A 25,954-nucleotide genomic window follows, 5' to 3' on the forward strand; every position below is an offset into this window, starting at 1 on the left:
TGAAAGGCATCGGCGGCTGCAATCAACGGCAATTGTCCGCCGTCATCAAATCGTCAATAGTTTATGCATGCCCGTTCCCGTTCCAAGGAGATCCCCCCATGCATGCACGACCGTCCACCCCCACCTCCAAACCCTCACAGAAGTCGCTGATCTCGACCGACATCGACTATGACCGCGAGGGTTTCCAGACGGGCACGTTACGCATTCCTTATTCGCATGATCGCTCGGCCTACGGTCATATCCCCACGCCCATTGCCGTGCTCAAGCATGGCGACGGTCCCACGGTCCTGCTGACGGGCGGTAACCACGGCGACGAATACGAGGGGCCGGTGGCATTGATGAAGCTGCTGCAACGCATGCCGTCGATGCGTATCGATGGCCGCCTGATCGTCATCCCCGCGCTGAACTTCCCCGCCTTCCTCAACGGCTCGCGAACCTCGCCAATCGACCGCGGCAACCTGAATCGCATGTTCCCCGGCGATCGAAACGGATCGCTGACGGCGATGATCGCGCACTATGTCGATACGGAGCTCTTTCCGCGCGCGGACATCGTGTTCGATCTGCACGCAGGCGGCGCATCGTTCGACCATATGCCGACGCTGCTCGCCGCGCTGCCCGGCAATGCGGAACGGCATGCGGAATACATCCGGCTGGTGGACGCCTTCGCCGCGCCGCACACGATGATCATGGATCTGCTCGGTGAAGACCGGACCTATGGCGCGGCGGCGGAGCGCCATGGCACGCTGTTCCTGTGCGGCGAGTTTGGGGGCGGCGCCGCCTGCAACGTCGACGGCGTGAAGATCGTCGAGGACGGGTTGCGCAGATTCCTTCATGCGACGGGGCTCACGCGCGACGACCGGCCCGAGGCAGCAGCGCGCCCCACCGCGCTGATCCGCGTTGACGGCGCCCGTCACTATCTGTTCGCGCCGCGACATGGCGTGTTCGAGCCCTGCTTCCGGCGCGGCGACACCGTGGCCGCGGGCCAGCTGGCGGGGCGGCTCTTCGATCCGCACGCGCCGTGGGAGGCGCCGCGCGAACTGCATTTCGCCGGCGATGGCATGGTGGTCTGCGCGCGTACGTTTGCACGGGTCGAGCCGGGCGACTGCATCGCGCTGCTGGCGGCCGATGCGCGCTGGCAATAGCCCGCCGCCGATTGCACTTTTTTTATTTCGCTGCCGTTACCCCTCCCCCCTGCAAAACGACATGCCGAACAACCACCCTTCTTCCTCCGAAGCCACGACGTATCGCGCCTTCTCCCATGCGTACATCGTCGGGATGTTTTTCCTGTGCTTCGCGTTCTCGTACATCGACCGCCAGGTGGTCAGCATTCTGGTTCAGCCGCTCAAGGCGTCGCTCTCGCTGAGCGATATGCAGATCGGTCTTCTGCAAGGTATCACCTTCACGATGTGCTACGCGACGGCGGGCGTCTTCGTGGCGCGGCTTGTCGACCGGTCCAATCGAGTATTGCTCAGCGCGGCTTGCGTGGCCATCTGGGCCGTTTCCACCGCCATGTGCGGCACCGCCACGACGTTCTGGGAGCTTCTGCTCTGGCGCGCGGGAACCGCCATCGCCGAAGCGGCGCTGAGTCCTGCCGCGTTGTCGATCTTCAGCGACCTCTTCCCCCCTCGCAAGGTGGCGCGTGCGAGCGGCGCGTTCATGCTCGGCCCGTATGCAGGTGGCGGCGTCGCGCTGCTCGGCGGCGGCGCGTTGCTCGGATGGATGGAGCAGCCCGCGATGTCGGCGTGGTTGACCGCGCATGACCTCCACCCCTGGCAGATGGTGTTCTTTACGGTGGGACTCCCCGGCATCGCGCTTGCCGCGCTGGTGGCCCTGACGATCAAGGAGCCCGCGCGGCAAGGCACCCGCAATGCGGACGATGCCGGCGACGCGCCCCCGCTGCGCGAGGTGCTGAGCGAACTATTCGTGCGCAACCGCTTTTGCCTGCCCTACTTCTTCGGTTATGTGGCGCTGATCCTGCTGTTCTATTCGCACGCGGCGTGGTTTCCAACGATGGTCATTCGACGGTTCGGACTCAGTGCCAGCGAAGTGGGAAAGCTTGCCGGGCCGATGTATATGCTCGGCGGGATGGCGGGCGTGATCGCTGCCACGCTGCTCGTGGGGAAGGTCACCGACCGCGGGGCCCTGCGCAAGGTGTTGCGCATCGCCGCGTGCGCGGCCACCGCGCTCGTTCCGGCGGCGTGCATCGCGCCACTGGCCCCTTCGGCAATGGCCGCCCTCGCCATGTACGGCGTCTGCGCGTTCGCCGCCAGTGTCGTGATGGCGCTCGCGCCGGTGCCACTGCAGATTGCCATTCCCAACCGGATGCGCGGCCGTTCCATTGCGTTGCTCGTTTTTCTGACCAATGCCATCAGCGGTGGCGTGGGTCCCTTCGCGGTGGGCTGGATCAACGAGCGGCTGGCCGATCCGCAGAACGGCCTTGCCACGGCGCTCGCCATCGTGGGCACGGCCGCCGCGGCGTTGAGCGCCATGCTGTACTGGATTGCCACGCGGAATACGCCGCGCGTTGAGGTGGAGGCGCTTGCCGCAGTCCAGGTCTAACTGACGGCGGCGGCGACTTTGACCCAGCGATTAATTGCATTCCAAAATCCGGGTCACGCGCGCTTCCGGGTTCGGAGATGCGTACGGGTTATCACTCATTATTGGTAATTCCCATTCAACTGTTCACGGCCGTGACCTAGACTGCCTTGGACTCGGCATGCGTGCGGCGCAGCGGTGTGGTCGCGGGTATCCGGATCTGCACCCCGTATGAAGCAGAACGCAGGAGACCCGAGTGAACGACGACGACAATGGGAGCCGGCCAAAGCTACGCAGCCAGGCCTGGTTCGGCCGGCTAGACCGAGACGGCTTCATCTACCGTTCGTGGCTCAAGAATCGCGGTATTCCCCATGACCAGTTCGACGGCCGCCCGGTCATCGGCATCTGCAATACCTACTCCGAGCTGACGCCCTGCAATTCCCATTTCCGGGAGCTCGCTCAGCAGGTCAAGACCGGCGTGTGGGAAGCGGGCGGATTTCCGCTCGAATTCCCGGTAATGTCCCTGGGGGAAACCTTGCTCCGCCCCACCGCCATGCTGTTCCGCAACCTGGCCAGCATGGACGTCGAGGAGTCGATTCGCGGGAACCCGATCGACGGCGTGGTGCTGTTGATGGGCTGCGACAAGACCACGCCGGCGCTGATGATGGGCGCCGCGTCATGCGACCTGCCGACTATCGGTGTCTCGGGCGGCCCCATGCTCAGCGGCAAGTTCCGCGGACAGGAACTGGGCTCCGGTACCGACGTGTGGAAGATGTCGGAAGAGGTCCGCGCGGGACACATGTCGCAGGAAGACTTCTTTGAAGCCGAGAGCTGCATGCACCGTTCTCACGGCCATTGCATGACCATGGGCACGGCTTCCACGATGGCGTGCATGGTCGAATCGCTCGGCATGAGCCTGCCCGGCAATGCCGCGATTCCGGCCGTTGACGGGCGCCGCAACATTCTCGCGCGCGCATCGGGGCGACGCATCGTACAGATGGTCAAGGACAACCTCGTCATGTCAACGATCCTGACCCGCGCGGCATTCGAGAATGCCATCAAGGTCAATGCGGCGATCGGCGGCTCGACCAACGCGGTCATCCATCTGCTGGCCATCGCCGGGCGTATCGGCGTGGAGCTCGACCTCGATGACTGGGACCGCCTCGGCCACGCCCTGCCCTGCCTGCTGGATCTCCAGCCGTCGGGCCGGCACCTGATGGAGGACTTCTACTACGCGGGCGGCCTGCCTGCCGTGATCCGGGAAATGGGGCCGCTGCTGGCGCGCGATGCGCCGACGGTCAACGGCAGGACGCTCTGGGAAAACTGCAAGGACGCACCGAACTGGAACCGCGACGTCATCCATGCCTTCGACACACCCTTCAAGCCCCACGCGGGCATCGCCGTGTTGCGCGGCAATCTGTGCCCGGACGGGGCTGTGATCAAGCCTTCGGCCGCAAGTCCCGCCCTGCTCAGGCATACCGGACGCGCCGTGGTGTTCGAGAACAGCGACCACATGCATGAACGGCTCGACGACGAAGCGCTCGACGTCGACGAACACTGCGTGCTGGTCCTGAAGAACTGCGGCCCGCGCGGTTATCCGGGCATGGCGGAGGCCGGCAACATGCCCCTGCCGCCCAAGCTGCTGCGCAAGGGAATTACCGATATGGTGCGCATCTCCGACGCGCGCATGAGCGGCACCGCGTACGGCACCGTGGTGCTGCACGTGGCCCCGGAGGCCGCCGCGGGCGGCCCGCTGGCGCTGGTGGAGGACGGCGACCTCGTGGAACTCGACGTCGAGGCGCGCAAGCTCCATTTGCACGTGAGCGACGAAGAGCTCGCGCGGCGACGCGCCGCGTGGCAACCGCCGCAGGCGCCGATGGAACGCGGCTGGACGCGCCTTTACTTCGAGCACGTGCAGCAGGCCAACCGAGGCGCCGACCTCGACTTCCTCGTCGGCAAGAGCGGCGCGGGCATCCCCAAGGACAATCATTAGCAGCCCATAAGTGCGAGACCACGCGAGACAAAGGAGACAGAACGCATGGCATCGGTACAGATTCGGGAGGTGAAGAAAAACTTCGGCGGCACGCCGGTCATTCGCGGGGTCAGCATCGACATTCCGGACGGGCAGTTCACGGTACTGGTCGGCCCATCCGGGTGCGGCAAGTCCACGCTGCTGCGCATGCTGGCAGGGCTCGAGGAAATCACGTCCGGAGAGGTCGCCATTGGCAACCGCGTGGTCAACCGGCTGCCGCCAAAGGAGCGCGACATCGCGATGGTGTTCCAGAACTACGCGCTGTACCCGCATATGTCCGTCTACGACAACATGGCGTTCTCGCTGAAGCTGGCCGGCATTCCCAAAGACACGATCAAGCAGAAGGTCGACAAGGCTTCCGGCATTCTTGGACTTGGCCAGTTGCTTGACCGTTATCCGCGCCAGCTCTCCGGCGGCCAGCGTCAGCGTGTGGCGATGGGACGCGCGATCGTGCGCGATCCGCAGGTGTTCCTCTTCGACGAACCGCTTTCGAATCTCGATGCAAAGCTGCGCGTCCAGATGCGCGCCGAGATCAAGGAATTGCACCAGCGGCTGCGTACCACGTCGGTCTATGTCACGCACGACCAGATTGAAGCGATGACCCTCGCCGACCAGATCGTGGTGATGCGAGAAGGCCGCGTCGAGCAGCGCGGGCGGCCCCTGGCGCTCTATGACCACCCCGACAATCTGTTCGTGGCCGGTTTCATCGGTTCGCCGGCAATGAACTTCATTCCCGGCGTGTTACGCCGCCAGAACGGCAAGGTGAAGGTGGAGCTTGCCGATGGCACGCAGTTGCCATCGCCGGAGCGGCTCGCGGCGAATGCCGGCGTTGACGACCAGCGCGTCATTTATGGCGTGCGGCCCGAGCATCTGGAATGTGGCGCGCCAGGCGAAGGCATTCCGACCAGCGTCGCGGTGGTGGAACCGACGGGTGCCAATACCGAGGTGTATTCGCGCTTTGGGGACACCGACCTCATCGCGATGTTCCGCGAGCGACATGATTTTGTAGCGGGCCAGGCGCTGCATCTGGTGCCCGACCACAAGCACACGCATCTTTTCGATGCGGAGACGGGACAGGCACTGCCCCGACAATGATTCCATGCTGCAGCAATCGCGTTATCCACGGCGGTGACATACCCATAAACATGGAGGAGACAGGCGATGAGCAATTCCGGCAACTTCACAAGACGCGATTTCATCGTGTCCACCGCGGCACTGGCAGCCGCCACGACGCTAGGCAGCCCTGCGCATGCCGCCACCGCGTTGCAGTCCAAACCCGAACCCGACGCCAAGCTACGCATCTTGCGCTGGAAGCGGTTTGTGCAGGGCGACGAAGATCTGTGGATGGCGAACACGAAGAAATTCACCGAACAGACCGGCGTGGAGGTGCGCGTCGATAACGAAGGCTGGGAGGACGTACGCCCCAAGGCCGCGGTTGCCGCCAGCGTAGGCACCGGCCCGGATATCGTCCTCGGCTGGTTCGACGATCCGCAGCAGTATCCCGACAAGCTCGTCGATGTCAGCGACGTGGCGACCTACCTCGCCGGCAAGCATGGCGGCTGGTACGACGTGTGCAAAAAATACGGCATGCACGGCGGCAAGTGGATCGCGCTGCCGCTCGGCGTCGTGGGAAATGCGCTGGTCTATCGCGAAAGCCACGTCAAGGCCGCGGGCTTCGATGCGATTCCCAAGGACACGGCCGGCTTCCTCAAGCTATGCCAGGCGCTGAAAGCCAAGGGCACGCCGTGCGGCTTCGCACTCGGCAAGGCCGTCGGGGATGGCAACAACTGGGCGCACTGGCTGCTCTGGTCGCACGGCGGCATGCTCGTCGACGGCAAGGGCAAGGTCGTGGTCAATTCGCCCGAGACCTGGGCCGCGCTCGAATATGCCAGGCAGCTGTACGCGACGTTCGTACCCGGAACGCTGTCCTGGCAGGATCCGTCGAACAACAAGGCCTTCCTCGATGGCCAGGTCAGCCTGACTGCTAACGGCATCTCGGTCTACTACGCGGCCAAGAACTCGAAGGAGCCGAAATTGCAGGAGATGGCGCGAGATATCCAGCACGCCCATTTCCCGATCGGGTCCAGCGGCAAGCCGACGGAGCTGATGCAGATCACCCAGATGATGGTCTTCAAGTACTGCAAGTACCCGAAGGCCGCGAAGGCATATCTTCAGTTCATGATGGAGCCCGAACAATACAACCCCTGGATGGAAGCCGCGATCGGCTATGTAAGCCAGCCCCTCAAGGCCTACGAGGCGAATCCGATCTGGACGTCGGATCCCAAGCACACGGTCTATCGCGACGCGGCATCGCTGATGCTCGACAACGGCCATGCGGGTCCGCTTGGCACTGCCTCGGCGGCGTCGATGGCGGACTATATCGTGCTCGATATGGTGGCGGAGGCCGCCAGCGGCTCCCGGACGCCGAAGGAAGCCGCGGCGCGCGCGGCGCAGCGTGCCGAGCGCTACTACAAGGCCTAGCCCAACAAGCCCAGCCAAGGAGAGCCATGCTGTCCCGCCTGTCTAACAACCGCAATTCGCTGGGGCTGCTGTTCATGCTGCCCACCGCGCTGTTGCTGCTGGTGTTCCTCACTTACCCGCTGGGACTCGGCGTCTGGCTGGGCTTTACCGATGCCAAGATCGGCCGCGCCGGCGAATGGATCGGCATCGCCAACTACAGCTACCTGGCTGGCGATTCGATCTCGCAGCTTGCGCTCTTCAACACCATCTTCTACACGCTGATTGCCAGCGTGCTGAAGTTCGCGCTCGGCCTCTGGCTCGCGCTGCTGCTCAACCGAAACCTGCCATTCAAATCGTTTTTCCGCGCGGTGGTGCTGTTGCCGTGGATCGTGCCGACGGCGCTGTCGGCACTTGCATTCTGGTGGATCTATGACGCGCAGTTCTCCGTGATCAGCTGGACGCTGGTCAAGCTCGGGCTCATCGATCGCTACATCGACTTTCTCGGTGACCCGTGGCTGGCCAGATTCTCGACGATCGCCGCCAACGTCTGGCGCGGTATTCCATTCGTCGCCATCTCGCTCCTGGCGGGGCTGCAGACGATTTCCCCTACGCTGTACGAGGCCGCGTCGATCGACGGTGTCACGCCATGGCAGCAGTTCCGCTATATCACGCTGCCATTACTGACGCCCATCATTGCCGTCGTGATGACTTTCTCGGTGTTGTTCACGTTCACCGACTTTCAGCTCATCTATGTGCTCACGCGTGGCGGTCCGCTCAACGCCACGCACCTGATGGCGACGCTGTCCTTTCAGCGAGCGATTCCCGGTGGATCGCTAGGTGAAGGCGCCGCGCTGGCCACGATGATGGTGCCGTTCCTGCTGGCGGCCATCATGTTTTCCTATTTCGGGTTGCAGAGGCGCGCGTGGCAACAAGGGGGCGACAAGTGAAAGCGACGACCATCGAAAACGAACAGCAAGGAATGGAGTATCTGCAGTCCATTCCGCGGCGCTGGGTCACGCTTTATATTCCCATCGGCATCTTCCTCTTCGTATTGCTGTTTCCGTTCTACTGGATGGCCATCACGGCGTTCAAACCGGACGGCGAGCTGTTGATGCAGAGCGCGAACCCGCTGATCGTGCTCAAGCCGACGCTCGCCCACTTCAAGAAGCTGCTGTTCGACACGCCCTACCCCGCATGGCTTCTGAATACCGTGATCGTCTCCACGGTGTCCACGTTCGCCTCGCTCGCCGCCAGCGTGCTGGCCGCCTACGCGATCGAGCGCCTGCGTTTTCAGGGCGCGAAGCAGGTCGGCCTGGCAATATTCCTGGCCTATCTGATTCCGCCGTCCATCCTGTTCATTCCTCTGGCCTCGATTGTCTTCCAGCTGGGGTTATTCGATACCCGCTGGGCGCTGATCCTGACCTACCCGACGTTTCTGATCCCGTTCTGCACGTGGTTGCTGATGGGGTATTTCCGGTCGATTCCGTATGAACTCGAGGAATGCGCGCTTATCGACGGTGCCACGCGCTGGGAGATTCTGGTCAAGATCATCCTTCCGCTCGCCGTGCCGGGCCTGATATCGGCTGGAATCTTTGCATTCACGCTGTCATGGAACGAGTTTATCTATGCGCTGACGTTCATCTCGTCATCGGAGGTGAAGACCGTGCCCGTGGGCATCGTCACGGAGCTGGTCGAGGGCGACGTCTATCACTGGGGCGCGCTGATGGCGGGCGCCCTGCTCGGCTCGCTACCCGTGGCCGTGGTGTACTCGTTCTTCGTGGAGTATTACGTCTCCGGCATGACCGGCGCAGTCAAGGAATAGACGCCCATTACAGGAGTCGGCGCCTGAAGCAGCGGGTCGGCGCTATCGCGCCATCGCGGCGACCTCCGCATGGACCCACTGGCGAAACGCCGCGATGGCATCGTCCTCGGCACGTTCTTTCCGGTAGAGCAGGCAGTACTCGCCGCCGCTCTGCACGCGCTCGCGCACCGGCACGATCAGGTTGCCGCTCGCCACGTCGTCGGCCACCAGCACGTCGGGGACCAGTGCCACGCCACGTCCTTCGAGCGCCGCACGCATCGACATGAAGAAGTGCCCGAAATGCAAGGCGTCCGGTTTGCGCTCGTAGGCAATGTCCTGTGCCGCGAACCAGTCGGTCCAGGCCCGCAAGCGCGAGTCGGTGTGGATCAGCGGCAGCCGCGTCAGCGTGGCCGGGCTCACCGGTAGCCTGCCCTTGATCAGTTCGGGTTTACAGATCGGCACGAGCACATCGGGGAATAGCGGTTCCACCGCCACGCCGCGCCACTCGTCCGTCATCACGAGGTCGATGCGCGGCGCACCGTGCCGCGCGCGCTTGCCCGGTGGCTTGCCCACACGGATGGCCACGTCGATCTTGTCACGGCTGAACGATACGGCCTCGATGGATGTGATGAGCCGGATCTCGATGTGCTGGTGCGTCTGGGTGAAGTTGACCAGCCGCGGCATCAGCCAGCTGGACGCCAGCGTCGGAAGAATGCTCACCAGCAATTGGCGCGAGGTGGGGCGTCCGGTCAGCTCTTCTTCCACGGCTTCGATCTGCGCAAACGCCCCGGTCACCACCGCGAACAGCCGCGCGCCCTCGGCCGTGCATTCGATCGCGCGCGTCAGCCGGTTGAACAGCTTCACGCCGTAATGCGATTCGAGGTTGCGGATATGGCGGCTGACGGCGCTCTGCGTCACGCATAACTCGTCGGCCGCAAGCGTAAAGCTCATATGCCGGGCCACCGCCTCGAAGGCGCGTAGCGATACCAGCGGTGGGAGCAGGCGTTTCATGGTCGTGGGGACGAGTGACGCATCACTATAACTCATGCGTCGCTGCATTCAAGTTGTTTGTCCTGACCGCTTGCAGCGCTGACCATTGTGCACACGAACAACCAACGATCTTGCAGGAGATAACGACATGTCGGGCGACAAGGAGCTCAGGGAATTGCGCGTGGGTATCGCGGGCCTCGGTGCGGTGGGTACCAAGCTGGTCGAGCAACTGGATCAGGGCATCCATGGCCTGCGGCTGACGGCCGTGGCCGCGCGCGACAAGCATCGGGCCGCCGAGAAGCTGCGGGGCGTAAAGGGCCATATTGCCATCGTCGACATCGCGGAGCTGGCCGAGCATGCGGACATCGTCATCGAATGCGCACCCGCGGAGCTGGTGGGCGCGATCGCCGAACCGGTGCTGCGTGCGGGCAAGACGGTCATCGTGCTGAGTTGTGGTGCGCTGCTCGACCGCATGGACCTCGTGGATCTGGCGCGCGCGCATGGCGGCCAGATCATCGTGCCGACCGGTGCGCTGCTGGGGCTCGACGCCGTGACCGCTGCCGCCGAGGGGACCATCCACTCGGTCAGGATGATCACGCGCAAGCCCGTGCGCGGGCTGGTTGGCGCGCCGTACCTCGTGAACAACAACATCGATATCGACGACGTGACCGAGCCGATCAAGATCTTCTCGGGCACCGCGCGGGAAGCGGCGAAGGGCTTCCCCGCCAACCTCAACGTCGTGGTGGCGCTGGCGCTGGCGGGCATCGGTCCGGACCGCACGCAACTCGAGATCTGGGCGGATCCGGCGCTGACGCGCAACACGCACGAGATCGAGGTGGACTCGGATGCGGCCTCGTTCTCGCTGCGCATCCAGAACATCCCCACCGAGAACCCCAAGACCGGCCGCATTACGGCGCAGAGCGTACTCGCGGTGCTGCGCAAGCTGCGCAGCCCGTTGCGCGTGGGTACCTGAAGGCAGCAGTGCTGTCAGGCATGGATCTCGCTAAACGGATGCGGGCACGGTTGTCACCCCACTCAGGAAACAGGAGCTTTCGTATGTGCATCGCATTGCCCCGCCGTACCAGGTTGCGCCAGCGTTTGCGGCTTGCCGTCCTTTGCATGGCCGCCGCCGCCTCGGGCTGGCCACTGCTGGGCGCGGCGCAGACGCCGTTTCCGTCGAAGCCGATCCGCGTGATCGTGCCGTTCCCGCCCGGCGGCATCAACGATACGGTGGCGCGACCGATCTTCCAGAAAATGGGCGAGATCCTCAATGTCAGCTTCGTCATCGACAACCGTCCCGGCGCCAGCGGCACGATCGGTACTGCCGCCGCGGCCCGTGCGGAGCCCGATGGCTATACGGTACTGCTGGGCGCGGCGAGCACCATGGCGGTGGTCCCGCATATGATGAAGTCCGTCCCGTATGCACCGATGACTGATTTCGCACCAATCGGTGGCATTGCTTCGGTGCCGAGCGTGCTGATCACGGGGCGCGGCGACAAGTATCCGAACCTCGCTGCCGTGGTGGCGGAAGCGAAAATGCGTCCCGGCAGCCTGACGTATGGCTCGGCGGGACCCGGTACCTCGCATCATGTGCAGATGACCTACTTCGATATGCAGATGGGCATATCGATGCTGCATGTGCCCTACAAGGGTAGCGGCCCGGCGATGGCGGACCTGTTGGGCGGCCAGGTGGACTTCTTGATGGACCCGCTGCCCACCACGTTGCCGCAGGTGGGCGCGGGCAAGGTCGTGCCGATCGCCATCAGCAGCGCAAAGCGGTCGCCGTTGCTGCCCAGCGTGCCGACCTTCGCCGAACTCGGCGTGCCCAACTTCGAGGTCAGCACATGGTTCGGCCTGTTCGTCCCGGCCCGGACCCCGGCCCCGGTGCTCGGCAAGCTGGCCGCGGCGCTGGATGCCGCCCTCCATGACCCCGCGATCGTGCAAACCATGAACGCGCGGGGGATGACGCCGTTACTCAAGTCGCCGGCGGAGATGACGACCTATGTCGCGCAGGAGAACACGCTCTGGAAAGACGTGATCCGCAAGAACGCCATGGGTATGGAGTGAACGTCAACCGCGACGCTTCGTCAGGTCGTGACGCGAACAACGACCTCGACGAGTCCGCCGATGCTGGAAAGCATCGCCGCGGCCGCAACGATCCATGGCGGGAAACCGGCGCTTCGGCGCGTGTGGAGAAGGACCGCGCGCGATCGATGGCGTCCACATAACCAGACACCGGACGCCGTAGCGAGACAAAGAGCGCCGAGCAGCATCAGGGGCAGTGAACCGTCGGCAAAGCCGCCGCGGAGAATGGCGAGTGCGTTGGCCAGGACAGCGGCCGAAGTTCTCGTCCATGCCAGCGCTGTCCGCTCCGGTTGCCTCCCTGGATCGGGAAGGCGCGCCCCGCCTACCGGGTCGTCCACACGAAGGTCCCGATCAACGCCGCGCCGGCGGCCACCAGGCCGATGGACAACATGCGAATGGCGGACGAAGTCGGCAGGCTCTGCTTGTGCCGCATCGCAATCTCGTTCGCACGCCACCGACGATAGGATTGAAGGCTCATCGCCATCGCCACCGCGCACATGCCGATGGATATCGCCGAGACCGTCATCGATGCGAGCTTGTTTGCAAACTGCTCGAGCAAGACCCCTCCGGCCAGGATTGCCAGCGCGGTTCGAATCCACGCAAGGAAGGTCCGCTCGTTCGCGAGGGTGAACCGGTAATCCGGGTCCTCACCCTCGAGACGCCAATCCTTCTTCCGCGGTAGCGACGGTGGCGCCGGCCGAACCGGTTCGCGTTCATGCAAGAAAACGTGGGGACGAGGCATCTCTATGGCCAGCGGTAGTGTGGGGATCCGCGGAGCGGAGTTCCGCAGACTATAGCCCTCGCTGCCGATGTCCGACATTCCCGTCGAACGTGAAAGGCATGCCTGCTGGGCATATACCACCCGCCGCTCTTACGCGAGTTCTTTTACTCGCGTTCTCTTATTCGCGTTCTCTTATTCGTGTTCTCTTATTCGATTTGTTCCGGTCGCGATCGGATCAGGATGTCGCGGAACGTCTGCATCAGCGGCGACCATTTCCCGGAAGGATGGGACAGCAGCACGAAGGTGCGTTGGATCAGCATCTGCGGCATCTGGACGGGCACGACGCGGCCGAGCCATCCCCGAAGCGCGGCCGCCGGCACCAGGGCCAGCAGGTCTGTCGCCATGATGAGCCCCATGACGGCATCGGACACATAGTCCACTTCCACGACGACCCGGGGTGACGGTGCGGCCTCGCGCTCGAAGATCTCCCCCATCAGCTTGCGCGCCACGCTTCGCCGGTTCGGCATGATCCAACCGAACTCCCGCAGATCGGCGATACCGGCATTCGACATTGCGAACACCGGATGATCTGCCCGCGCCACCACACGCATCTGGTCCTCCCCGACTTCCATCTGCGCGCAACTGAACGAGTAGCCCGGATAGGACGGCACCACGGCCAGATCCAGGTCTCCGGACTCCACGGCGACATTGAGCGCATCCGATTTGCCGATGACGAGCGACACGCGCATGCCGGGCCGCTTGCCGATCATCTCCGACAGCACGCGCAGCGGCAGGCTGTCGCTCGCGGGACTGGTGACACCGATACGCAGCAAGCCGGAATAGCGCGCACGCATTTCGCCGGCACTACGCACCATTTCGGCGTACTGGCGCTCAAACCGGTGCGCCGACTCCACAAACAGGTGCCCCTCGCTCGTCAGCCGCGCGCCATGCGCGCCACGCTCGAACAGCGAGACACCAATTTCGTCTTCAAGACGGCGCAGCGCTTTCGACACCGACGGCTGCGTAATGCCGATGTCAACAGCGGCACGGCTTACGTTGCCGTGCCGGACCACGGCGAGGAATGCGGAGATATCGGCGGGATTGAAGACCATTCTATTTGTGCATGAAGGCATGCCCGTCAAGGCATGGCCATGGGCCGGGCTCTTGCTTGATCTGAAGCGCAGGACCGGACGGAATCGATGCTGACGAAGCATCTTGCGGGCCAGCGTGCGGAGCCGGGGCCGCAGGGCACGCCGCGGACCGCCGGCCGACCGCCATACCAAAGCGAACCATGAACATGCCAACAACGAAGACAAACATTGTGCTGATCGTCGCCGACAACCTCGGCTGGGGAGAACTCGGCTGCTACGGAGGCGGTGCGCTGCGCGGGGCGCCGACACCGCGCATCGATGCTCTCGCGCGAGAGGGGTTGCTGCTGCAGAACTTCAATGTCGAGAGCGATTGCGTGCCGACACGCTCGGCGCTCATGACGGGGCGCCATCCCATCCGAACGGGCTGCCTCCAATCGGTGCCCCCCGGGCTGCCACAGGGCCTGAAGCGCACGGAACGCACGCTCGCGCAGGCCCTGTCGGCGGCCGGCTATGCGACGGCGCACTTCGGGAAGTGGCACCTCGGCGATATCGACGGCCGCTTTCCTTCCGATCGCGGCTTCGACGAGTGGTATGGCATCCCGCGCACCACCGACGAAAGCCAGTTCACATCGAGCGTCGGTTACGACCCAACCGTGGCGGACCTCCCTTACATCATGGCCGGCAAGGCGGGGACGCCCTCCGAGAATGTCAGGCTCTATGACCTCGACAGCCGGCGCACCATCGACGCGGAACTCGTGGAGCGCTCGGTGACCTTCATGCGCGGCGCCGTCGATCGCCAACAGCCGTTCTTTCTCTATCTTCCGCTGGTCCACCTGCACTTCCCCACGCTGCCGCATCCGGACTTCGCGGGCAAGAGCGGGCACGGCGACTTCGCGGACTCCATGATGGAGATGGACCATCGCGTGGGCCAGATCATCGATGCCGTCGACGCGCTGGGCCAGCGCGACGACACGATCTTCGTGTTCTGCAGCGACAACGGTCCCGAATTTCGCGCGCCGTACCGTGGCACGGCCGGACCCTGGCGCGGCACTTACCACACGGCCATGGAGGGCAGCCTGCGCGTGCCGTTCATCGTGCGTTGGCCGGGCCGGATCGCGCCCGCCATCAGCAACGAGATCGTGCATGTGACGGACATCTTCACAACGCTGATCCGCCTCGCCGGCGCCCCGTTGCCCGACGACCGCCCCATCGACGGCGTCGATCAGCGCGGATTGTTCCTCGACGGCGCGAAGTCGGCGCGGGAAGGGTTTCCCTTCTATATCAAGAACGAGCTCCGTGCCGTGAAGTGGCGCGACTGGAAGCTCCACTTCTACTGGGAACCCGAAGTCAACGAAGGAAAAGGAAAACTGGAGTCGCCGTACCTGTTCAACATCACGCGCGACCCGAAGGAGGAGACAGACGTCCTGGTGTTCAACACCTGGGTCATGGGGCCAATCCTGCGGCTGATCCGGACGTTCAACCAAAGCGTCGCCGAGTTCCCGAATACCGCACCCGGCGAACCCGACGATCCCGAGGGCAACGCGGCGCCCGCACGCCGTTAGCAAAGTGGCCAGCGCACGCCCGAATACGACCGATACGCTTCTTCTCCATACGCCATGTCTCTGAAATCTCTCGTTACCCGCCAGCTCGGCGTTGCCGTGCTCCTCTGCGCTGCCGCGCTCTCCGCTCACGCCGACGGCACCGCCTGGCCGAAAGCCAAGCCCATCACCTGGTTCGTCGGCTTCGCGCCCGGCGGCACCGTGGACGTGCTGACACGTACCATCGCCAAGACGGTTTCCGACAAGATAGGCCAGTCGATTGTCATCGAGAACAGGCCCGGCGCATCGGGCGCGCTCGCCTTGCAGGCCGCCGCGCGCGCCCCGCACGACGGCTACACGCTCGTCACGTTCCCCGGTCCCATCCTGCAGACCACGCGTCAACCCGAGATCGGACGCGAGCTCAGCGCGGTTTCGCTGATGTCGCAGGGGCCGATCGTGCTGGTAGGCTCGGCGGCCAATGCCCCGGCCACGCTGCAGGACCTGATTGCCGTCATGCGCAAGCAGCCCGGCAAATGGAGCTACGCCAGTTCCGGCACGGGGACCGGCCAGCACCTGGCTGGCGAACTGCTCAACTCGCTCGCCGGCACGCAGATGGTCCATATCCCCTACAAGGGCGGCGGCCAGGCCATCAGCGACGTGCTCGGCGGACAGGTTTCGCTCGGCATGCTCGGTGTGACCCCGGTTCTCGCGCAAATCAAGGCAGGCAAGCTGAAGGCCTATGCGGTGACGACGCGCTTTCGCATCGACAGCCTGCCCGATGTGCCGACGATGGAAGAGGCAGGCCTGAAGGGCTACGATGCTGCGCAGTTCTTCGTCGCCGCCGTTCCCGCTGGTACCGATGCGGAGATCGTGACAAAGCTCAATGCCGCGATCAACGATGCGGTACAGACGCATGAGGTCAAGACGATTCTTTCAGCGTCCGGGCAGGTGGCCGGCAAGCTGTCGCCCAAGGAATCGCAGGCATTCACCGTGACGTCGCTCGACAAGTTCAAGGCGCTCGCGCACCGCGCGAAGATTTCCCTCGACTGAGTGCAATCGCCACAGCATTGGAAGGAGCTCTCCATGACAGCGGGAACACGCCCGAATCTGATTTTCATACTGGCCGACGATCTCGGCTATGCCGACCTTGGCTGTACGGGTGCCCGCGATCGCCATGGCAGGCCCGCGGATGTGTCGCCTAATCTCGACCGCATGGCCAGCGAAGGCGTGCGATTCACGCGCGGGTACGCAAACTCCGCCGTGTGCTCGCCCACGCGTTTTGCGCTTGCGACCGGCCGCTGGCAATACCGGTTGCGCGGCGGCGCCGAAGAGCCGTTGCCCACGGTCTCGGCCGACAAGGTGCTCGGCCTGCCGCCGAGCCATCCCACGCTGGCCTCGCTGCTCGCCGGGCAGGGCTACCGGACCGCCCTCTTCGGCAAATGGCATCTGGGCTATCCACCCCACTTCTCGCCTCGCCAATCGGGCTATCAGACGTTCTACGGCTTCCACGCTGGCGGTAACGACTACTTCGCGCACTGCAATCCTCGCGGCCAGCCAGACCTCTGGCAGGACGAAACGCCGATCGACGAAGCCGGCTACCTCACGGACATGTTGAGCAGAAAGGCTGCCGCATGGATTGGCGAGCAGCCCAGGGACCAGCCATTCCTGCTTAGCCTGCATTACAGCGCGCCGCATTGGCCCTGGCTGACGCGCGACGATCATGCGGAATCGGCGCGGATTGCAGGCGTAGGCAAGCATCTGGACGGCGGCTCGCTCGAGACCTACCAACGCATGATCCATCATATGGATGAAGGCATCGGCTGGGTCCTCGAGGCACTTGCGCAAGCGGGCCTGTCGGACGACACGCTGATCGTCTTCACCAGCGACAACGGCGGTGAACGTTTTTCCAACAACTGGCCTTTCGTGGGACAGAAGATGGATTTGCTCGAAGGCGGCATTCGTGTGCCGCTTCTCGCGCGCTGGCCGCGGGCCATCGCCCCCGGTCGGGTCAGCGATGCGCCCAACCTCACCATGGACTGGACTGCGACCCTGCTTGACGCCGCCGGCGTCGCGCCGCATCCGAGTTATCCGCTCGATGGTGTCAGCCTGCTGCCCCATTTGCGAGACGGCACGGCGATGCCCGCTCGCAATCTGTGCTGGCGCATGAAGCATCGCATGCAACGTGCGTTGATCCACGGCGATTGGAAGTATCTTCAGGTAGACGGCAACGAGTATCTGTTCAACCTCGATGCCGATCCGCGCGAACGCGCCAACCTGCGGCACCTGCACCCCGAGCGCCTTGCGGCGATGCGCGCCGAATGGCAGGACTGGAACGCTTCGCTGCCGCCGATTCCCGACGACGCCCGCGCCTATCTCGTCTTTACCGAAGCCGAACTGCCTCGCGCGACGTTCTGACTTCCCTCCCCGCCGCCCGCATCCTGCATCGGCTCCACAGCCGTGCGGGATCTCCCAAACACGTCGCATCCTGCACCAATCCGATCCGTAGCGCGCGCCGCGGTGCCTGAGCGGATCGCTGCATCGCGGTGACAAGCCCGGCCGATTCTCCGAGTCCGCGCTGCCGGACACGTTTATCGGGTAGCCATCCGGGAGAACCCCGGCTGTGGATCGCAACGAGCCACGATCGTCCGCGCCCATACCGTCCAGCATGCCGGCCTCGCATGGAAGTCTCGCCGCAGAGGCATGAAGACCGGCACTGCACTCGCTTTCTCTCTTGGTATCCGGCTGACGCAGGTCAGATGCGACGCAGCACGCGTTCCCGGAATCACCATGATTGCGCACGCCGCAATCGATCCATCGAACCCCGGCGGCATAACGCCGCCCAGTCAATCAGGTGACACATGAAGTTTCTTCCACAAGCCGCGGTTGTCGGCACAGTCATCGCCGCGGCAGCCGGAGCGCATGCCCAAAGCAATGTCACGCTATACGGCGTGGTCGACACCGGCATCGAGTATATGAGCCACGCAAACGCGCGGGGCCAGGACAATGTGTACCGCGTGTCGTCCGGCAATACCGCGGGCTCTCGCTGGGGGCTCCGTGGCAAGGAAGATCTTGGGTCCGGCATGTCGGCGATCTTCGCGCTCGAAAGCGGCTTTGCCACCGATACGGGGACATCGGTGCAAGGTGGCCGGTTGTTCGGCCGTCAGGCCTGGGTTGGCCTGAACTCCGCTTGGGGGCGCATCACGCTGGGGCGGCAGGTCAACACGCTCTATGACCTGTTTCCCGCGTTCGAGCCGACGCGCTACACCACCTACGGCCTTCTGGCGCAGGATGCGCAGTTCACCAACCGCGTCGACAACGCCGTCAAGATCTGGCGCGACATCGGCCCGGTCGCCGTGACCGCGCTGTACAGCACCGGCTATGACTCGACGATCGCGAACGGTTCGGAAGTGCCCGGCAACCTGCGCGTGGGACAGGAGATGAGCGTCGGTGCGCGGTACAACGGCAATGCGCTATCGATGGCAGCCGCCTATGATCAACGGCGCGGCACTACAGCCGCGTCCGCCGGTTCCCTGGAGCGCCGCTACACGACGGCCGTGAGCTACGACTTTGCGTCGGCCGGCGTGGTCGCGGGCTATCGCTATCTCCAGAGCGACCTGACCGCGCCGCAGTATCGCGCGAATCTCTACTGGCTCGGCGGTTACTACAAGTTCCATCCCAGGCTCGTATTGCGCGGCGGCGCTTACTGGAACGACAGGCGTCAATCCGGCAACGACACGCTGAGTTATGTGCTTGCGCTGCAGTACGGGCTCTCGCGACGCACGATGGCCTACGCGAATGCCACCTATGTGAACAACCGGGGGACAGCCACCACAGGCGCGGCTGTCGGCACGCGGGTCGCAGCGGGCGCGAACCAGACCGGCGTGGTCATCGGCATCAAGCACATCTTCTGATCGTCGCTTCCCATACGAGGGGCCTGCGGCCTGCCCGCTTTCGGGCACGGCGCAGGCCGTACCGCACGGTCGACATCGACGCTCACTCGACATCAACGCTCGCATCGGCATCATGAAACACATCTTTGGCTTCGGCGCCGCCCAACACACCTATCTGGAGGATATCGTCGCGCTGCTGGTCGGCGCCATGCTCGCCGCGCTCGGCGTGCAGATACTCAAGGCGTCCCATCTGCTCGTGGGCGGCGTGGCGGGCCTTGCCTTCCTTGCGCATTACGTCTGGCACGTGCCGTTCGGCACGGCATTCTTCCTGATCAACCTTCCCTTCTTCGTCATGTCCGCGCGCCGCATGGGATGGATCTTCACCGTGAAGGCGCTGGCCGGAATCGCCACCCTCTCCGCCCTCAGCAATCTGCAGCCGGAGCTGCTGCATATCGACGCCGAGTTCCCAGCCTATGCCGCCATCGCCGGCGGGTTGCTGCTCGGCGTCGGCTTCCTGATCATCTTCCGCCACGGCTTCAGCGCGGGAGGCACCAGTATCGTCGCCATGCGCCTGTTCCAGACGCGAGGACTTCCGGTCGGACGTACCCTGCTCGTATTCGACCTGATGATCTTGCTCGCCTCGGCCTGGTCCGTCGGGGGCGCCAGCGCGGCATGGTCCTTTATCGGGGTGGCCGCGCTGAACATGGTCATCGTCATGAACTTCAACGCGGGCCGATATCTCTCCTAGAACCCTTCCGTCAGCAGCCCATACATCGTCCTCACCCCACTCGAATAATTCCCGAGCCGCAAGTTCTCGTTCGCCGCATGCTGGTTGTTGTCCGCGTTCACCAACGGCACGATCACGAACGGCACCTTCAGGACCTCGACGATCTCCGCCGTCGGCACCGTCCCGCCCATCATCCGGATTCGCACCGGATCGGGGTGGGTGCCGAACGTTCCCGTCAGCGCCGCGTACGCCCACTTGGCCACGCCGGAATCGATTGGCGATCCGGCCGCGTTGCCGCCTTCGCTCTGATACGTGAAGCTCGCCAGCTTGTCATACTTTGCGCGGTCTTCGTCGGTCGGTGTGCCCGAGACGAGGTGGTAGCCCTGCTTCACGATATGCTGCTCCACCAGCTTGCCGAGGTAGGCGGCGTCGGAATCGGGCGTCGTGCGGAGGTCCAGTTCGGCCTCGGCCTTGTCCGGGACGATGTTGGCAACCTTGTCGCCGACCGCCGCCGCGGCCATGCCGCGGACGTTCAGCGAGGGGTATTGCATCGCCTCTTGATAGTTCTTGCCGACCTTGTCCGTCTGCGCGATGCCGAGGCGGCGCTTCAGGGCGGCCTCGTCGTCGGGTACGGCGGCCATGATCTTGCGTTCGGCTTCGCCGAGCTTGACCTTGCTGTAGTAGCCCGGAATCGTGACGCGGCCCGTGTCGTCCTTCATCGAGGCCAGCAGCGTGGCCAGGCGCTGCGCGGGGTTGGGCGCGTAGTTGCCGTAGTGGCCGCTGTGCAGCGGCGACTTCGGGCCGTAGACGACCAGCCTGGCCTTGGCGGCACCGCGGTTGCCGAACACCAGCGTGGGGCGGTTCGTGGCATGCATCGGGCCGTCGTGGATCACGATCGCGTCGCAGGCCAGCAGGTCTCGGTGGGCCTTCATGACCTTGGCGATCGACGGGGAACCCTTTTCTTCCTCGCTGTCGAGAATGACCTTGACGTTCACGGCCGGCTGGCCGTTGGCGCCCTTCAGCGCGTCGATCGCGGCCAGCATCATCATGATGGGGCCCTTGTCATCGGAAGACGAGCGGCCGAAGACGCGCCATTCGGGGTCCACCGTGCCCGAGAACAGCTTGCTGGTATCGATCTCTTCCCAGTTGCCATTGGCGCCCTTCTGCTTCAGCACCGGCGTCCACGGGCTCTTCTGTTGCCATTGCGACGGGATGACCGGTTGGCCGTCCAGGTGCATATAGAACAGGACCGTCTTGCGATTGGCTTGCTTGCCGGGATACTCGGCGAACAGCATCGGCTTGCCGTCGTTGTCGAGCGATTGCGTCGTGAAGCCGCGCTTCCTGAACGCCTGTTCGAGCCACGCGACGTTGCGCTGGATATCCTCGGGGACGATCGAATCGTTGGGGATGCTCAGCAGGTCCAGATATTCCTTGTAGCTGGCCGCGGCCTGGGTCTGTGCGGCTTCTGGTGTCAGGGCTGCGGCCTGCACAGCGCCGATGGTCATGCATGACGTGGCGACCAGCATGCCGATCTGGCGGGCGGATTTGGCTCTCATTATCTTCCTTGTCGTGGTAAGCCATGGAAGCATAAGGCCAAATCCGCCCGATGCGAAGCCGCGTCAGATCTTTAACCCGAGCAATAGCGGCTATGGCGATTGCCACGGCGGGAATCGCGCCAGTAATCGTCGCGGTAATTAAAGGTCATCAGGCCCGGGCGCACATAGTCGTACGGGTCATGAAGGCCGCGGATTTCCGGCCGGTCGGCGGCCGGGATATTGAAGATATCGAATTGCCGCTGAATGGCCTGCAGATAGAACATCGATGCGCCAATATTGAAGTTATCGGTGTGGTCCATGAAGAAGACCTTGGGCTGCAACGCCTGGATATACATCGTGATATCGCGCACGCCATTGTTCGCTTCGCCGATACTCACGCCCGCGCCGAGTTCGACGTCGGTCTTCGGCAGCGTGGTGAAGAATTGCAGCAGCGCCGGCGCCTGTTCCTTCAGCGGACCGGCCGTGTCGTGCCATGTGAACGTGAAGTCCGATCCGCCGACCGTGAACTGGTACATGATCGGAATCGGGCCGCCTACGCCCGCGTTGGTACGCGTATCGAGCGCGGGCGCGGGATTCGGTGGGAACAGCGTGTCCACGCGCGGGTCGCGCACGGGGTTGATCGGATTCGGCGGGTAGGCGGGGTCCACGGGCACCGTCGCGGAATGGACGTGCTTCCACGCGGTGATGCAGAGATCCGGCGCGAGCGGCCGCAGCGTCTTGACCTCGGCGCCCGGCGCGGAACCGGCCGTCGTGATGGCTTCGCACTTGACGGTGGTGCCCGCGCCGAAGATGCGCGCGGCGTCGCCCTTCATGGCATCGCAGTGCTCCGCGGCACCGTAGATCGTGGCGCCCGTGAGCTTCGCGATATAGGCGGCGTTGTCGGCATGGTCGCCATGACCGTGCCCGAGGAAGATGAATTCGGGGCGGACGTCGACCAGATCCTGCACGGTCGCCGGGACGTAGGCGCGCTTGTCCGCGAGCCGATAGATGTACGAGTCGAGCAGGAAGACGCGGCCTTTCGCGGCCACGGCGAACGACGCCACGCTGAACCACGAGAAGATGACCTTGTCTTCGCGGACCTTGCCGGTCCGCTCGTCGACATTCTCGGGGCCAAAGAAATGCTGTCGCGCCTTGACCATCGCGGCCAGCTGCGCGGAGTTTCCTCGTCGGAACGACGACGCGTCGTCGTTGCCCTGCGCTACCCCGATGGAAGGAAAAATCGCCGCCATGATGGCCGCGCCAATCAGTCCAAGCTGGAATGCTCTCATCGCTTGTCTCCTTGAAAGAACGTCCCGCGAGCCGTTGGTTTGCTCGCGGTACGAAGCATAGGAATCGAACGCTGATTCGCAAACGTATGGACATTACGTCGCGTCATGAATTGGTGCAGTGCAGGTTCAGTGCACTGTCATTACCTTGGCCGCATTCGGAGGGCGGCCTTTCTCGGGGATGGGGATGTGGTGAGCGCGGTGGCGCGTCGATTGCTCTACCCCGGCTCCACCCCGGCTCTACCCCGCGCGAACAAATTTGCGCGGTGCGGTGCAGCACGTCAGCCAGACGCCGGCTCCGACGTGAAGCGCTTGAGATAGTCCCTCGGGCTGATGCCCACGCGCCGGATAAACGCCTTGCGCAATACGTCCACGCTCTGGTAGCCATGGCGCCGCGCGATGTCCTCGATCGTTCTGCCGCCCATCTCCAGCGCCCGGCGGATGGCCTCGATGCGGACTTCTTCCACATACCGTGCCGGCGTGGTGTTCAGCTCCCGCTGGAACAGCCGGATCAGGGTCCGCACGCTCATGGCGGACCGGCTGGCTAGCGCTTCCACGCTCAAGTCCGCGTTCAGGTTCTCCGCAATCCAGCGGCAGAGCCGTTCCAGAGTCGAGCCCGGTGTGTTCTGCGAGCGCAGCGTGGTGCTGAACTGGGCCTGCCCGCCTGGGCGGCGCAGATAGAGCACGAGCTCTTTGGCGATGGCCAGTGCGATCTCGTCGCCAAGGTCCTCGGCCACCAGCGCGAGGGCGAGATCGATGCCGGCCGAGACCCCGGCCGAGGTGTAGACGTTGCCGTCCTTGATCCAGATGGGCGTGGGGTCTACGTCGACCTTGGGATACCGCTCGGCCAGCCGCTGTGCGGCGCCCCAGTGCGTCGTGGCCTTGCGGCCGTCGAGCAGGCCGGCCTCGGCCAGCGCGAAAGCGCCGACGCAGATGGCGCACATGCGGCGCACCGTTGTTGCCCGCTTCTGGATCCATGCAATCGCCGCGGGGTCGGCGGCGCCGATCGCGCTGAATCCCGTGGCGACGATCAGGGTGTCGATCGGCCTGGCGGCCCTGCGCTCCTGATCCAGCGTTCGGTGGCCCATCAGCGCGATGCCCGTTTCGCTCTCCACGCGTGTCTCGTCGTTCGCGGAGACGAGCTCGAGCACGTATGGCGGCTTCCTGGCGTGATGGATGCGGTTCGCGTTGGCGAAGACCTCCGCCGGGCCGATCACGTCCAGTGCATCCACGGGTGGCAGGCCGAGGATGACCACGCGTCTGGGTTGTGCTGGGGACGGCATGTTGAAGCGGGTGGCGACGAAGGGTTTTCATTCTGGCACAAATCGACCGAAAACAGTCATTTGTGTCATGACGGGCATGCCTACACTTGCTCTCATCAAATTCGTATCGAGCGTCAACCGTGAACACCATTGCCACGATCGGCGGCGTGATCGCCCCGGACTCCGAACTGTCTCGCAAGGCCGCCGCCCTGGCCGAGCGCGTGCATTCGCGCGTCATGCTCAACCATGTCCATCGCACATGGTGGTTCGCCGAGCTGCTGGGGCGCAAGCGTGGTCTGTCCTATGACCGGGAGGCGGTCTACCTCGCGTCGCTGCTGCATGACCTCGGATTGACCGAAGACTTCATGGCCGACCAGCGATTCGAGGTCGACGGGGCCGATGCGGCCAGCCGCTTTTTGCGTGCCAATGGCTACGCCGATGCGCGGGCGCAACTGGTTTGGGATGCCATCGCGCTGCATTCCAGCGCGGGCATCGCCGACCGGCGCGAACCCGAGGTGGCGCTCGTCAATCTGGGCGCGCACGTCGACGTGATGGGGCTGAACCTCGACGAGCTCGCGCCGTCGCTCGTCGATGACGTATTGCAGCTTTATCCGCGGCTTGGTTTCAAGGCGGCCTTTCAGGAAGCGCTGGCGGAGGTCGTGAGGAAGAAGCCGCATACCGCGATTGGCACGGGGCTGGCCGATATCGGCCGGCGCCACGTGCATGACTGCGCGATTCCGGATGTGTGCGACCTGCTCGACCACGCGCCGTTCGAAAGCTAATGCATGACCATCAACGAGTGGAGTGAAAACATGACGAAGTTCTCCGAATACGAATTCCGGACGCAACCGTGGTTCGATGCATCGTGGTTCGCGCCGGACAGCACGGACCGGTTCAACCAGTTCATCCCGATGAAGACCATCGTGATCCACTGTTTCGATCCCCGCGCCGCGGAGATTCCGCAGGCGGTGGCCGACTATTTCGGCGACGAGGTCTATCCGGGCGAAAATATCCTCGACGAGGCGGGCAACCGTATCGGCAACACGCGCACGTTGTTTGCCGTGTCCAACGCGGGCGGCAGAGCCATTGCGGCACTGCAATCGGTGGCCACGATGGATTACCTCTTCCGCGTGCAGAACGTCGTGGTCGTTCATCACTCGTTCTGCGGCGCCACGGCCTTTACGCCGGACACGCTGATCGGCGAGTTTCATGACCATCATCACGCCGATATCGAGAGCCTGTTCGATCACGACAGCCTCGCGATCGGGCACTACGAAGACTCCATCCGGCATGACGTCAAGCTGCTGCGCGCGAGTCCCGCCGTGCCGAAGAACGTGAAGCTCTATGGGTTCTTCTACGAGATGAACTCGGGCAAGCTGACGGAGGTGGTGCGGGACGTTCCGGCGGAGCGCGGTACGCCGTAACGACGGCTTGCAGCGTTCTTCCGCTATCGAAGCGTTTTTTCCTGAAAGGCTGCCGGCCTGCGGTCGGCTACTTTCGGAACATCGATAGCCCGCTTTTATCGCCATGACCTCGGATCAGACCGCCCCCACCTGCCAACTCGTCCGCCCCGGTGCCGAATTCGTCGGCAAGCAGGGCCTTCATTACGCGGTGGGTATCTCCGCGGAGACCGTCGGCGCCCGGCATATCCACTTCCAGCTGGCGACGATTCCGCCCGGCGCGCGCGCCAAGGCGCATATGCATGCCGAGCACGAGACCGCGATCTACGGCATGAGCGGTGCCTCGGGCTGCTGGTATGGGGACCGCCTCGAGCATCATGCGGTCGTGAACGCTGGCGATTTCTTCTATATCCCCGCCGGGGTGCCCCATCTGCCGTACAACCTCAGCGCCGACGAGCCCTGCGTGGCGCTGATCTCGCGCACCGATCCCAACGAGCAGGAGAGCGTGACGATGCGCCCGGATCTCGATGGTTTGCCCGATTGGTCGAAGGTGCAGCGATAAACGTATGCCGTACGCGGCACTTATTAGGGTTTTCACCTA

The 25,954-nt window shown here is 64.1% G+C and carries 24 protein-coding genes; 17 read left to right on the forward strand and 7 right to left on the reverse strand.

The features are described from left to right. Positions 1-98 precede the first annotated feature (98 nt). From AAHB16_RS06810 to AAHB16_RS06840, 7 genes are all read left to right on the forward strand, one after another. On the forward strand, positions 99-1,142 hold the full coding sequence (locus AAHB16_RS06810; protein ID WP_150371704.1) for a succinylglutamate desuccinylase/aspartoacylase family protein: 1,044 nt from the start codon (positions 99-101) through the stop codon (positions 1,140-1,142). 61 nt (positions 1,143-1,203) lie between these two features. Further along, on the forward strand, positions 1,204-2,559 hold the full coding sequence (locus AAHB16_RS06815) for an MFS transporter (RefSeq protein ID WP_342050560.1): 1,356 nt from the start codon (positions 1,204-1,206) through the stop codon (positions 2,557-2,559). Positions 2,560-2,791: 232 nt separating this feature from the next. Beyond that, complete coding sequence (locus AAHB16_RS06820; RefSeq protein ID WP_342050430.1) at positions 2,792-4,528, forward strand: IlvD/Edd family dehydratase; 1,737 nt, start codon at positions 2,792-2,794, stop codon at positions 4,526-4,528. A 45-nt stretch (positions 4,529-4,573) separates the two neighbouring features. Further along, positions 4,574-5,662, forward strand: coding sequence for an ABC transporter ATP-binding protein (locus tag AAHB16_RS06825; protein WP_342050431.1), 1,089 nt, complete (start codon positions 4,574-4,576; stop codon positions 5,660-5,662). 66 nt (positions 5,663-5,728) lie between these two features. Then, a complete protein-coding gene (locus tag AAHB16_RS06830) occupies positions 5,729-7,048 on the forward strand; it encodes an ABC transporter substrate-binding protein (protein ID WP_150371700.1) in 1,320 nt (439 codons plus the stop codon). A 26-nt stretch (positions 7,049-7,074) separates the two neighbouring features. Continuing rightward, on the forward strand, positions 7,075-7,974 hold the full coding sequence (locus tag AAHB16_RS06835) for a carbohydrate ABC transporter permease (RefSeq protein ID WP_150371699.1): 900 nt from the start codon (positions 7,075-7,077) through the stop codon (positions 7,972-7,974). Positions 7,975-8,006: 32 nt separating this feature from the next. Further along, positions 8,007-8,849: a carbohydrate ABC transporter permease gene (locus AAHB16_RS06840; RefSeq protein ID WP_150373764.1), complete on the forward strand. Its 843-nt coding sequence runs from the start codon at positions 8,007-8,009 to the stop codon at positions 8,847-8,849. A 42-nt stretch (positions 8,850-8,891) separates the two neighbouring features. Here the strand turns inward: AAHB16_RS06840 and AAHB16_RS06845 are convergent, their stop codons facing one another. Beyond that, a complete protein-coding gene (locus AAHB16_RS06845) occupies positions 8,892-9,839 on the reverse strand; it encodes a LysR substrate-binding domain-containing protein (protein WP_191002204.1) in 948 nt (315 codons plus the stop codon). A 127-nt stretch (positions 9,840-9,966) separates the two neighbouring features. On the opposite strand from AAHB16_RS06845, the gene AAHB16_RS06850 reads away from it, so the two are divergent. Continuing rightward, positions 9,967-10,791, forward strand: coding sequence for an aspartate dehydrogenase (locus tag AAHB16_RS06850; protein WP_150371697.1), 825 nt, complete (start codon positions 9,967-9,969; stop codon positions 10,789-10,791). A gap of 146 nt (positions 10,792-10,937) precedes the next feature. After that, a complete protein-coding gene (locus tag AAHB16_RS06855; protein WP_342050432.1) occupies positions 10,938-11,885 on the forward strand; it encodes a Bug family tripartite tricarboxylate transporter substrate binding protein in 948 nt (315 codons plus the stop codon). A gap of 20 nt (positions 11,886-11,905) precedes the next feature. Here the strand turns inward: AAHB16_RS06855 and AAHB16_RS32740 are convergent, their stop codons facing one another. The 3 genes from AAHB16_RS32740 to AAHB16_RS06865 all read right to left on the reverse strand — a co-directional run bounded on the left by AAHB16_RS32740 (position 11,906) and on the right by AAHB16_RS06865 (position 13,838). Then, positions 11,906-12,241: a DUF202 domain-containing protein gene (locus AAHB16_RS32740; protein ID WP_446718069.1), complete on the reverse strand. Its 336-nt coding sequence runs from the start codon at positions 12,239-12,241 to the stop codon at positions 11,906-11,908. Next, positions 12,226-12,723: a YidH family protein gene (locus AAHB16_RS06860; RefSeq protein ID WP_342050433.1), complete on the reverse strand. Its 498-nt coding sequence runs from the start codon at positions 12,721-12,723 to the stop codon at positions 12,226-12,228. Before AAHB16_RS06860 ends, AAHB16_RS32740 begins: the two co-directional genes overlap by 16 nt. A gap of 107 nt (positions 12,724-12,830) precedes the next feature. Beyond that, the gene (locus tag AAHB16_RS06865) at positions 12,831-13,838 is read right to left on the reverse strand and encodes a LysR family transcriptional regulator (RefSeq protein WP_342050434.1); all 1,008 of its coding nucleotides are present in this window, start codon (positions 13,836-13,838) and stop codon (positions 12,831-12,833) included. Positions 13,839-13,915: 77 nt separating this feature from the next. Here AAHB16_RS06865 and AAHB16_RS06870 point away from each other — a divergent pair, with 77 nt between their 5' ends. The 5 genes from AAHB16_RS06870 (at position 13,916) to AAHB16_RS06890 (ending at position 19,891) form a co-directional block, all read left to right on the forward strand. Continuing rightward, complete coding sequence (locus AAHB16_RS06870; protein ID WP_150371692.1) at positions 13,916-15,277, forward strand: arylsulfatase; 1,362 nt, start codon at positions 13,916-13,918, stop codon at positions 15,275-15,277. A 54-nt stretch (positions 15,278-15,331) separates the two neighbouring features. Continuing rightward, positions 15,332-16,303, forward strand: coding sequence for a Bug family tripartite tricarboxylate transporter substrate binding protein (locus AAHB16_RS06875; protein WP_342050435.1), 972 nt, complete (start codon positions 15,332-15,334; stop codon positions 16,301-16,303). A 33-nt stretch (positions 16,304-16,336) separates the two neighbouring features. Further along, entirely contained in the window at positions 16,337-17,668 is a 1,332-nt protein-coding gene (locus AAHB16_RS06880) for a sulfatase family protein (RefSeq protein ID WP_150371690.1), read from the forward strand. Between the two features lie 443 nt (positions 17,669-18,111). Then, positions 18,112-19,164, forward strand: coding sequence for a porin (locus AAHB16_RS06885; protein ID WP_342050436.1), 1,053 nt, complete (start codon positions 18,112-18,114; stop codon positions 19,162-19,164). A gap of 112 nt (positions 19,165-19,276) precedes the next feature. Next, the gene (locus AAHB16_RS06890) at positions 19,277-19,891 is read left to right on the forward strand and encodes a YitT family protein (RefSeq protein WP_342050437.1); all 615 of its coding nucleotides are present in this window, start codon (positions 19,277-19,279) and stop codon (positions 19,889-19,891) included. Here the strand turns inward: AAHB16_RS06890 and AAHB16_RS06895 are convergent. The 3 genes from AAHB16_RS06895 to AAHB16_RS06905 form a co-directional block, all read right to left on the reverse strand. Beyond that, positions 19,888-21,375, reverse strand: coding sequence for a M20/M25/M40 family metallo-hydrolase (locus tag AAHB16_RS06895; RefSeq protein WP_446718073.1), 1,488 nt, complete (start codon positions 21,373-21,375; stop codon positions 19,888-19,890). The two genes, AAHB16_RS06890 and AAHB16_RS06895, sit on opposite strands and share 4 nt — an antisense overlap. A 122-nt stretch (positions 21,376-21,497) precedes the next feature. Continuing rightward, on the reverse strand, positions 21,498-22,694 hold the full coding sequence (locus tag AAHB16_RS06900; protein ID WP_342050438.1) for a hypothetical protein: 1,197 nt from the start codon (positions 22,692-22,694) through the stop codon (positions 21,498-21,500). A 278-nt stretch (positions 22,695-22,972) separates the two neighbouring features. Then, complete coding sequence (locus AAHB16_RS06905) at positions 22,973-23,974, reverse strand: GlxA family transcriptional regulator (protein WP_342050439.1); 1,002 nt, start codon at positions 23,972-23,974, stop codon at positions 22,973-22,975. Positions 23,975-24,093: 119 nt separating this feature from the next. Here AAHB16_RS06905 and AAHB16_RS06910 point away from each other — a divergent pair, with 119 nt between their 5' ends. The 3 genes from AAHB16_RS06910 (at position 24,094) to AAHB16_RS06920 (ending at position 25,915) form a co-directional block, all read left to right on the forward strand. Then, positions 24,094-24,735 carry an HD domain-containing protein gene (locus AAHB16_RS06910; RefSeq protein WP_342050440.1) on the forward strand — a complete coding sequence of 214 codons (642 nt, stop codon included), beginning with the start codon at positions 24,094-24,096 and terminating at the stop codon, positions 24,733-24,735. Between the two features lie 30 nt (positions 24,736-24,765). Continuing rightward, on the forward strand, positions 24,766-25,377 hold the full coding sequence (locus AAHB16_RS06915; RefSeq protein ID WP_342050441.1) for a carbonic anhydrase: 612 nt from the start codon (positions 24,766-24,768) through the stop codon (positions 25,375-25,377). A 103-nt stretch (positions 25,378-25,480) separates the two neighbouring features. Next, the gene (locus AAHB16_RS06920) at positions 25,481-25,915 is read left to right on the forward strand and encodes a cupin domain-containing protein (protein WP_150371682.1); all 435 of its coding nucleotides are present in this window, start codon (positions 25,481-25,483) and stop codon (positions 25,913-25,915) included. Positions 25,916-25,954 lie beyond the last annotated feature (39 nt).

The sequence above is a fragment of the Cupriavidus sp. OTU4054 genome, from assembly GCF_038440175.1.
Classification (GTDB): domain Bacteria; phylum Pseudomonadota; class Gammaproteobacteria; order Burkholderiales; family Burkholderiaceae; genus Cupriavidus; species Cupriavidus pauculus_D.